Origin of the sequence: Bacillus sp. 2D03, from assembly GCF_003946765.1 — a bacterium.
Classification (GTDB): Bacteria; Bacillota; Bacilli; order Bacillales; family Bacillaceae_G; genus Bacillus_A; species Bacillus_A cereus.
This window is the reverse complement of sequence record NZ_RPSJ01000008.1, coordinates 193,777-204,388: the sequence shown is the minus strand read 5'-3', so window position 1 is coordinate 204,388 and position 10,612 is coordinate 193,777. Positions and strand designations below refer to the sequence as shown.

Sequence of the window (10,612 nt, the reverse complement as noted above, 5' to 3'; positions counted from 1 at the left end):
GATCCTCATCTAAACTAAAAAATTTCGCATATAACTTCATTTATGTTTAAAGTTTAAAAGCTCACCATAGATGATTTATAGAGAATGCAATTATAAATACAAGAAAATCTAATTTAAAATTGAAAATTCGTTCTATTTTGGTTAGATATGGAATAAATGAATTTTATTTCTCAATATTCACTGTATGTCACTTTTTTGTTTTTTTCTATATGATATTGGAAAAAGTATGCTTAATTTCATAACATAAAACCCCTACAAAATTATTACTCTACAAATTAATTTCTTAAAGAAAACTTCTTGTGAATATTTTACTAACTACATAAAGTGTAAAATTAACAGAATTATTACCAAAGTATTAGGTTTTTAGAATAAAAATGAGTGCTCAAAATATCATTGAAATCCATGAATAGAAATTGTAATTAAATTTTTTTGTTTTCTGTCAGGTATGTAAATCACTTTAGCTACTTTATGGGTAATTTCATGTGTTTTTTCTTTTGCTTAAGTTTATGAAATAGGAATATTAGCGCTAAATATTGTAGCTAAGAGTATGTAAAGCATAGAAAATCCGAATTAAACAAAATAGGAGGAAAGTGAAAATGAAGCATCAAGATGATAGTAAAACTGGTTTGGAAATAGCGATTATTGGAATGGCAGGTAAATTTCCAGGTGCAAATGAAATAAACCAATTCTGGGATAACCTAAAAAATGGTGTTGATTCAATTTCTACATTTACTGAAGACGAGTTAATTAAAGAAGGTGTTAATTTAGATGTTTTACAACATCCTAATTTTGTGAAAGCAAAAGGGTATTTGGAGGAAGTAGAATATTTTGATGAATCCTTTTTTGCTTATACACCTAGAGAAGCGAAAATAATGGATCCTCAGATCCGTATGTTACAGGAAACAACATGGGAAGCATTAGAGATGGCAGGCTATAATCCATTTGATTATGAAGGATTAATAGGGTTATACGTAGGAGCATCTACTAATTTTAATTGGATGAAGCACACGCCATTATTAAACAGTGATAGTGTGGTTGAGTTTTCAGAGGCGGGTACTCTTTCCTATAAAGATGCAATTTCAACGCTTACATCCTATAAGTTGGGACTTAAGGGACCGAGTTTTACATTGTATACAGCTTGCTCTACATCTCTTTTGAGCATTCATCTTGCATGTAGATCATTGTTAACTGGAGAATGCTCTATTGCAGCTGCAGGTGGAGTATCTATAACGTATCCTAAAAAGAATGGTTATAAATACCATGAAGGAATGACAAGTTCACCTGATGGCAAAGTGCGTACTTTTGATGCAGAAGCCCAGGGCGCAGTTTTTAGTGATGGTGTAGGTATGGTAATACTAAAGAGATTAGAAGATGCGATTGCTGATGGAGATACGATATATGGTGTAATTAAGGGATCAGCAGCAAATAATGATGGTGGTCGAAAAGTAGGCTATACTGCTCCGAGTGTTGAGGGACAGGCTGAAGTAATTCAAGCAGCACATAGTTTTGCTGAAGTTGATCCTTCTACAATTAGTTATATAGAAACGCATGGGACGGCAACGCCATTAGGGGATTCTATCGAAGTAGAGGCTCTAAAGAGAGCGTTTCAAGATGTGGACAAGAAATCTTTTTGTGCAATTGGTTCTGTTAAGAGTAATGTAGGTCATTTAGATACAGCTGCAGGGGTGACGGGACTTATAAAGACAGTTTTATCTATGAGGCATAAACAACTCCCGCCAACTTTAAATGTGAAGCGCCCTAACTCGAAAATTGATTTTATAGATAGCCCATTTTATATCAATACTGATTTGGTGAATTGGCAAAGTGAAGATAATGATCTTCTTCGAGCAGGTGTGAGTGCTTTCGGATATGGTGGAACTAACGTTCATATTGTATTAGAAGAAGCCCCTAAAGTTAAAAGTTCTGCTTCTACTAGAGAGAAAAAACTAATGGTTCTTTCTGCTAGATCAAAAGAAGCTTTAAATAATGCTACAGTAAATATGGTTGAATATCTGGAATCTAATAAAGATGTTGAATTAGCAGATGTAGCATACACATTGCAAACTGGCCGTCGATCATTTCCGTATAGAAGAGCGGTCTTATGTAAGGATATAGATAGCGCCATAGACAATTTAAAAACAGTTAAAGATTTTCACGTAAAAACGCAAGAAAATCCAGATTTGGTATTTGTGTTACCTAGCGAATACTCATCAATTATTGAGAATGTAAAAGAACTATACCAAAAGGAACCATTATTCTTAAAAGTATTTGAGCGTAATATGACTGATGCCCAAATGTATACTGGAAAAGCATTGAAAGAAGCATTCTTTAAAGGAACAGATGATAGCTTGGTTGAAGATTTAACCTTCTTCGTCTGCTTGCAATCGATTATTGATGTATTAATTGAATGTGATGTACGTCCTTCTAACATTATTGGTACAGGCTTAGCTGGAATGGTTTCAGATATTTATAATAAATCTCTTAAGCCAGAAGATGTCCTGAATCCATTAGTTGAGAACTATATAGAGTTACAGATAGAATGGACGCATGGAGAAAAAGTAGAACTTCTAACACAAGTTAAGGATGTAGATCCTAATTTTGTGATTGTACATATTGGAGAGTTATTAAATTCTGAAATTAATAATAATCAGATTATTTTACAGAACGACTTGTTAGAGGTATTGGGACAAGCGTGGGAGTTAGGGGTAGAAATTAATTGGAGTAAACTGTATGAAGAGGAATATAGATTACGTATTGCCTTACCAACTTATCCTTTTGAGAAAAAACGATATTGGATAGATCCAGCTGAACAGCAAAATATAACTAATAGTGAAGAAACATCGATAAAGAAACGTTCTAATATAGCTGAGTGGTTCTATACTCCAGGTTGGATGGAAAAAGAAATTGTAGATGTAACTAAAGAATCTACTAAAAGTTGGTTGTTATTTTTAGACAATGAGCATATAGGCTTAGCTCTTAAAGAAAAGCTTGAAAGAGATGGACATCGTGTTATAACAGTCGGTGTGGGTCCTTCATATAAAAAGATTAGTTTAAATGAATTTACAATATGCCCTACTAAACAAGAAGATTATTATCAGTTATTTAATGAGCTACAAAAACAAGAGTGTTTACCAGAGGAGATTGTTCACCTATGGAATGTGGATAATAAGGATTTAGGTATCGAGACCTTAGATACTGGATTCTATTCATTAATATCACTTGCAAAGACAATTAGTAAATTTAATTTACTTTATCCTATCAATATAAATGTTATGACGAATAATATGCAAAAGGTAGTAGGAGACGAGTCTATTATTGCAGAAAAATCTACTCTTTTGGCTCCTATAAAAGTATTTCCGCAAGAGTATCCAAATATTAGATGCCGTAGTGTAGATTTTATGTTGTCTGATAATGAAGAAGCATTAATATCAAACTTATATTCTGAGATTCAAACGGACATTATTGACACTGTAATAGCAATTCGAAATAACACTCGTTACATTCGAATCTATGAGCCTATACCTGATGAAAAAGTAAGTGAAATGCTAGTAATAAATGAAAATGAATTAGCTTCAAAAATTCCGAATATTCGATCGGAAGGGATTTATTTAATTACTGGTGGAATGGGAGGAGTAGGCCTTAAATTAGCAGAATATTTGGCGCGTACAGTAAAGGCTAAACTAATATTAGTTAGTAGAACAGCTCTTCCTGATCGTGAAGAATGGGATCAAATTCTTCAATCACAGATTGAAAATGAACAATTATGTCAACGTATTAACCATATTCAGAAGTTGGAGTCATTGGGAGCAAAAGTAATGACAGCTGTTGCAGATGTAGCTGATGAAGAGCAGATGAGAAACGTGATTCATCAGACCGAGGCTAATTTTGGTCACATAAATGGGGTAATTCATGCAGCAGGTGTCTTACGTGTTAAATCAGCTCAGTGTCCAATGGAAAAGATAAGTAGGATTGAATGCGAAGAGCAATTTCTTCCTAAAGTACATGGTGTGCTAGTTCTTGATAAGTTATTGAGTAATTATGATCTTGATTTTTGTTATCTTGTTTCATCACTTTCACCTATTTTGGGTGGATTAGGTTTTGTAGCCTATTCAGCAGCAAACCTTTACTTAGATAGTTTTTCAGACAAAGTCAGTAATACATCTAATAATCGATGGACCAGTATTAACTGGGGAGATTGGCAGTATACGGGAGCTCAACAGGTTAATAAAATATTCAATGCTCAAAGTATAGAAGCGCTTGAAATGACATCTGAGGAAGGACAAAAAACATTCCAATGTGTGCTTGGTTTAAGTGGTTTAAATCAGGTAATTATTTCTTCAGGAGATTTAAATAAACGTTTTGATCAATGGATTAATCTGAATTCTCGTAAACGAATTTCTGAATTGGAAACTCAAACGAAAACGGGAGATAAGTTCAGAAATCAAGATGAAGTAGAGGAAATAATTATAGGGATTTGGAAAGAGTTTTACAGTGTTGATACTGTAAATGTAAATGAAAATTTCTTTGATCTTGGTGCAACTTCACTTCATATAATTCAAATTCATGAGAGATTAATTAATAGATTAGAAAAACAGATTTCAATTGGAGTTATGTTTGAGTATCCAAGTATTCGTTCTTTAGCGAGATACTTAAGTGGAGATAAGCAAAAGAATCAAGTTAAACATACAAAACGTTTTAATCGAAAAACGAAAGAAGATAACGATATTGCAATTATAGGAATAGATGGACGTTTTCCTGGAGCACAGAATGTAAATGAATTCTGGAATAATATAAAGTCTGGAACAGAGTCTATTCAATTTTTTACAGATGAAGAGTTAATTGAATCTGGTGTGAATCCTATGGAAGTAAAAAGCCCTAATTATGTTAAAGCGAAAGGGTATTTAGAGGGAACTGATAATTTTGATGCTCCATTCTTTGATTATACACCTCAAGATGCATCGTTAATGGATCCGCAACTACGAGTATTTCATGAATGTGCGTGGTCTGCCCTTGAACATGCTGGATATAATATTGAGACATACCCGGGCCTAATTGGTGTATATAGTGGGGCATCTCCTAACTTATATTGGCAAGTGTTATCTACTCTTTCAGAGGCAAATGAACCAGCTGGACAATTCTTAATTTCATTACTTAACGACAAAGACTCGCTAAGCACTCAAATTTCTTACAAATTTAACCTAAAAGGACCAAGTATGAATATCTTTACAGGATGTTCAACATCATTGGTGGCTATTCATAATGCATGCCAAGCATTATTACAGGGGCATTGTGATATTGCTATAGCTGGAGGAATTACATTAACTCAACCTGAAAAAGCAGGTTATACCTACCAAGAAGGAATGCTATTTTCTTCAGATGGTCATTGTCGTCCTTTTGATGAAAATGCAAATGGAATGCTTTTTGGAGACGGTGTTGGGATTGTTGTTCTGAAGCCTTTACAGGAAGCTATAAATGATGGGGATACTATACATGCAGTAATAAAAGGAACGGCGATCAATAATGATGGGAATCGGAAAATTGGTTACACTGCACCTAGTGTAGAGGGCCAAGTAGAAGTTATTAAAATGGCGCAACATGAAGCAAATGTAGAACCTGAGTCCATTTCCTATATTGAAACACACGGAACTGCTACTAAACTAGGAGATACCATTGAGATCAAGGCGCTTAGTGAAGTGTTTAACTCTAATGAAAAACAATCTGTACCAATTGGATCTGTTAAAGCAAATGTAGGCCATCTAAATGCAGCGTCCGGTGTTGCTGGTCTAATTAAAACGGTCTTTGCGATGAAAGATCAGGTTCTTCCGCCAAGTGTGAATTTTACAAAACCAAACACGCAAATTGGATTTGAAAAGACACCTTTTTATGTAAATCAACAATTAAATGAGTGGAAAGAGGATAATAAACCATTACGTGCAGGTGTTAGTTCATTTGGTATTGGTGGTACAAATGCACATATTATTTTGGAGGAGGCACCAAAGCTTGAAGCAACATCAAATAGTAGACCATACCAGATGTTAATGATTTCGGCAAAATCGAAAGATGCTTTGGATCGTATGACTTTGAATTTAGGAAATCACCTTGAACAGAATCCTCATGTGAATTTGGCAGACGCTAGTTATACATTGCAAATTGGACGTAAGGAATTCAAGCATAGGAGAGCTTTAGTTTGTTCCAGTACTCAAGAAGGAATTGAACAATTAAACCAGCCAGACGGAAGAAGAGTACAATATGCAAATGTAAAAGAGGAACATCCTAAAATCCACTTCCTATTTTCTGGGAACGGATCGCAATATGTAAACATGGGGTTAGAATTATACGAACAAGAGGCAATTTTCCGTGAAGCTATGGATGAATGCTTTGCAATCCTTCAATCTGTTACGAATGTAAACATGAAAGAAGTGTTATACCCAACTACTTTCAGTATTAATGAGGCCACGGAAAAATTAAAAAGAATGGAATTTAGTCAACCAATTCTTTTCGCGTTTGAATACGCAGTTGCGAAACTATTAATGGGTTGGGGAATTAAACCTGAAGCAATGATTGGATATTCTTTTGGCGAATATGTGGCTGCTTGTTTAGCAGAAGTATTTACTTTGGAAGATGCACTTAAATTGGTTGTAAAAAGAGGTCAGCTAATGAGTAGTCTTCCTGCAGGGGTAATGCTTAGCGTTCCACTTCCAGAAGAGGAATTAATTCATTTGATTAATTCTTTTGAAAAAGAATATCAACATACCATTTCTTTAGCAGTAGTTAATGGTCCAGCTTGTATAGTTTCTGGGACAGAAGAAGCGATTGTAGATTTTGAGAATGAATTAAAGAAACAGCGTTTAATGTGTATGCGAGTAACAATAGAAGGAGCAGCACATTCACACGAACTGGATTCAATTCTGGACGAGTATGCTTCCTATGTGAGTACATTGACACTTAGAGAACCTAAAATACCTTATTTGTCAAACTTGACCGGTACTTGGATACGACCTGAAGAAGCAACAAACCCAGTTTATTGGGTAAAACATATGCGTGGAACTGTTCGATTCTCTGATGGAATTCAAGAGTTGAATAGGGACAATACAAGTCTATTCATAGAGATTGGTCCTGGAAATGACCTTAGTAGGCTTACTAGTCGCCTTTTAGACTATGAAAATGGTAATGAAAGAATATTTAATACGGTTCGATCTGTTCAACAAGATGTATCAGATATGTATTTCTTATTCAGTCACATCACTCGAATGTGGGTAACAGGTATTTCTGTAGATTGGGAACAATTTTATAAAGATGAGAAGAGAAGACGTATCCCATTACCAATGTATTCTTTCAATAAAATATCTTATAAATTACAAGGTAATCCGTATGATTTAGGTCAAAAGCTTAATAGTAAGCAATCTAAAATTAGTAAGAATAACAACATTTCTGAATGGTTCTATACGCCGCAATGGAAAAGTTCTACATTGTTTGAACCAAATCATGATGTGAATGAGACATGGATTGTTTTTGTAGATCAAGAAGGATTAGGTAATGAACTAGTTAAGGACTTATTAAATAAAGGGCAGAGAGTAGTTACAGTAGAACCTGGCTTTGCTTTTAATAAGGAGAATAACGATCGCTTCATTATAAATCCTGAAGAACGTACAGATTACGTTAAGTTATTGGATGAAGTACAAGAAATATATGGTTTACCTACAAGAATAATTCATATGTGGGGAATTACCAATGAGGAAAGACAAGCCTCAATTGAATATGTAAATTGTAAACAAAACTTAGGATTCTATTCAATGTTCTACTTAACTCAGGCACTAGGAGACAAGAATATCTCTGATTCAATCTCAATTCGAATCATTACAAATGGTGTTCAACAAGTGATTGGTGATGAAGAATTAATTCCAGAAAAATCAACTGTACTTGGAACGTCATTAGTTGTTCCGCAAGAGTATTCTTATCTTTCTTGTTCAAGTGTTGATGTTGTTTTACCTCTAAACAAAGAAGGGAAGAGTAGGTTAATAAATCAATTAATAGAAGAATGTCTTTCAAATACGAATGATAAGATGATTGCTTATCGAGGAAATAAAAGATTTGTTCAAACTTACGAGCCTTTACAACTAGAACAGCCAGCTAAAGAGAAACTGCCTTTACGAAAAAATGGAGTTTACCTTATTACAGGAGGACTCGGAGGTATTGGTACAATTCTTGCGAAACACTTGGCTCAAACTGTACAAGCCAACATAGTTCTTCTTACACGTACAGGTCTGCCAAATCGTGATGAGTGGGATATGCATTTGAAGGAAAATACGATGTATTCGGACAGAATTCGTAAAGTTTTAGAGATAGAAGAAACGGGATCTAAAGTTTATGTACTTGCTGCTGATGTTACAGATCAATCACAACTATACGAAGCAATTCATAAGGCAGAACAAAAATTTGGAAAGATTAATGGTGTAATTCATGGTGCAGGTATTCTTGGTGGAAAGACTTTTAATTTAATTCAGGAACTTGAAAAAGAGGACTGTGAGGAACAATTTTCTGCAAAAATTTATGGTCTTCTCAATTTAGAAGAGTGCTTACGAAATAAAGATTTAGATTTTTGTGTTCTAATGTCTTCAATTTCAGCGGTCTTAGGTGGATTAGGTTATGTATCATATGCTGCTTCAAATATATACATGGATGTTTTTGCACAATATATAAATCGTTATTCCAACCTGCCTTGGATAAGTGTCAATTGGAGTGATTGGAAATACTGGGAAGATGAAGAAAAAGATATGCAGATAGGTGCAAGTGTACATGAATTATCTATGACACCTGAAGAAGGAGTTCAGGCTTTTAATATAGCACTGTCATGGAAACAAGGGGAAGTACTGATTCATTCTCCAGGAGAACTGCAAGCGCGTATTGATCAATGGGTGTTATTAAATTCTTTCAATGATGAGAAGGAAGAAGAATTAGATTCTACGTTATACCATTCTAGACCACAACTCTTGACTGAATATGTAGCACCTCGTAATGAGGTAGAAGAAAAGCTTTCAAAAATTTGGAGAAATATATTTAAAGTTTCAGAAGTTGGTGTTCATGATGATCTTCTGGAACTAGGTGGAGATTCACTTAAGGCTATTACTATTGTTTCAAAAATTCATAAAGAGTTTAATGTTGAAGTTCCTATTAAAGAACTCTTTACTCTATCAAATATTGAGAAACTAGCAAATTATATTTCAAGGGCAGATAAGAGTGAATTTGATGTTATTGTTCCAGCTGAACCTAAATCTCATTATCAGCTTTCTTCAGCTCAGAAGAGATTTTATGTATTACACCGATTGTATCCAGAAAGTACAGCTTATAATGATACTTCCGTTATTCTTTTGAATGGAAAATTAAACATTGAACGTTTAGAAAAGGCGTTCACTCAATTAATTAAGCGTCATGAGATATTTAGAACTACTATTGAAATGAAAAATGATAAACCGGTACAAATTATTCATGATCATGCTGATTTCCATATTACTCAAATTGAGGGCTTTGAATCTGAAGTGGAACAAATAATTAATGAATTTATTCGCCCATTTAATTTTAATAATGCTCCATATTTCCGTGTAGGGTTAATTAGATTGGAAGAACAAAAACATATTTTAATTATTGATTTACATCATATAGTAACCGATGGAGTTTCCTATGATATTTTTGTTAGAGATCTATTTGCGCTTTACTCAGGAGAGAAATTACCAAACTTAAAAATACAGTATAAGGATTACTCAGAATGGCAGCAAAGTGAAAAAGAAAAAGAAATTGCTCTCAAACATGAACAGTATTGGCTAGAGCAATTTAAAGATGGTGTACCTGTCTTGAATATGCCTACTGATTATACAAGACCTGAAATAATAGATCTGAAAGGTAGTAAAATATCCTTTACTATTGATTCAAATGTTACCAAGAAAATTAAGCGTTTATTAGCAAAAGAAGAAACTACATTATATACGCTAATGCTCTCTGTATATAATATTTTGCTAGGTAAATATACTGGCCAAGAGGATGTTGTTATTGGTTCACCAATTACTGGTCGCCCACATGCGGATTTACAAGATATTATAGGAGTATTTGTAAACATGTTAGGGATAAGGAATTATCCAAGAGCTGAACAAAGGTTTACTCAATTCCTATTTGAAGTAAAAGAACAGGTCTTACAAGCGTTTGAACATCAAAAATGTCAATATGAGGACCTGGTTAATCAATTAGGACTTCAAGGAACGTATAATAGGAACCCACTTTTCGATGTTTCATTTGTTATGCAAAATATGGATGCAGATCATATGTTTATCGATGGTTTAGAACTAAGGACATATGATCACGACTTTAAGCGCGCACAAATGGATTTATTGCTAAGAGTGGTTGAATTGGAAGATACAATTGAACTGACTATGGAATATGCAACCTCTTTATATACTAGGGACACGGTTCAAAAGTTATGTGAGCGTTATGTTGAGATTTTTGAACAAATTGTAGATCATCCTGAAATTTTATTAAAAGATATTTCATTTAAACAAGAAATTCAAGAACTGCAACCAGTTAAGGTATCAGTAGATTTTGGGGATTTTAACTTTTAATTGAT

At 34.0% G+C, this 10,612-nt stretch carries 1 protein-coding gene; it reads left to right on the top strand.

What is annotated here, in order from left to right:
- Nucleotides 1–596 precede the first annotated feature (596 nt).
- Entirely contained in the window at nucleotides 597–10,607 is a 10,011-nt protein-coding gene (locus tag EBQ15_RS19220) for a type I polyketide synthase (protein ID WP_000682570.1), read from the top strand.
- Nucleotides 10,608–10,612: the final 5 nt, after the last annotated feature.